Consider the following 253-nt stretch of genomic DNA (forward strand, 5'->3'; position numbering starts at 1 on the left):
CTCCTATGCTTTATCAAAATATAATATTATTGCTGTAAAAATTCGACGATTTCCGGAAACTCCATTCCGTGTGAAGCCTTTACAAGTACGGTATCGCCTTCTTTTAAAAGTTCTTTCGCCTCGCGCAGAAAATCTGCCTTTGTGGCGAAATGGCAGATCTGAGTCGGAAAATGCGCAGAAGACGAAGGCGTCTCTTCGGTATGTTCTGCGTTTTTTTGCTGCTCAAGATATTCCAACGCTCCGTCTGCCGCCG

1 pseudogene is annotated in these 253 nt (G+C 44.7%); it reads right to left on the bottom strand.

Annotated features, from left to right (window positions below):
* Positions 1-26: 26 nt before the first annotated feature.
* Positions 27-253, bottom strand: a pseudogene (locus NE619_RS18350) (hypothetical protein); the annotation flags it as partial.

It is taken from the genome of Anaerovorax odorimutans, from assembly GCF_024459955.1.
Lineage (GTDB): Bacteria > Bacillota > Clostridia > Peptostreptococcales > Anaerovoracaceae > Hominibacterium > Hominibacterium odorimutans_A.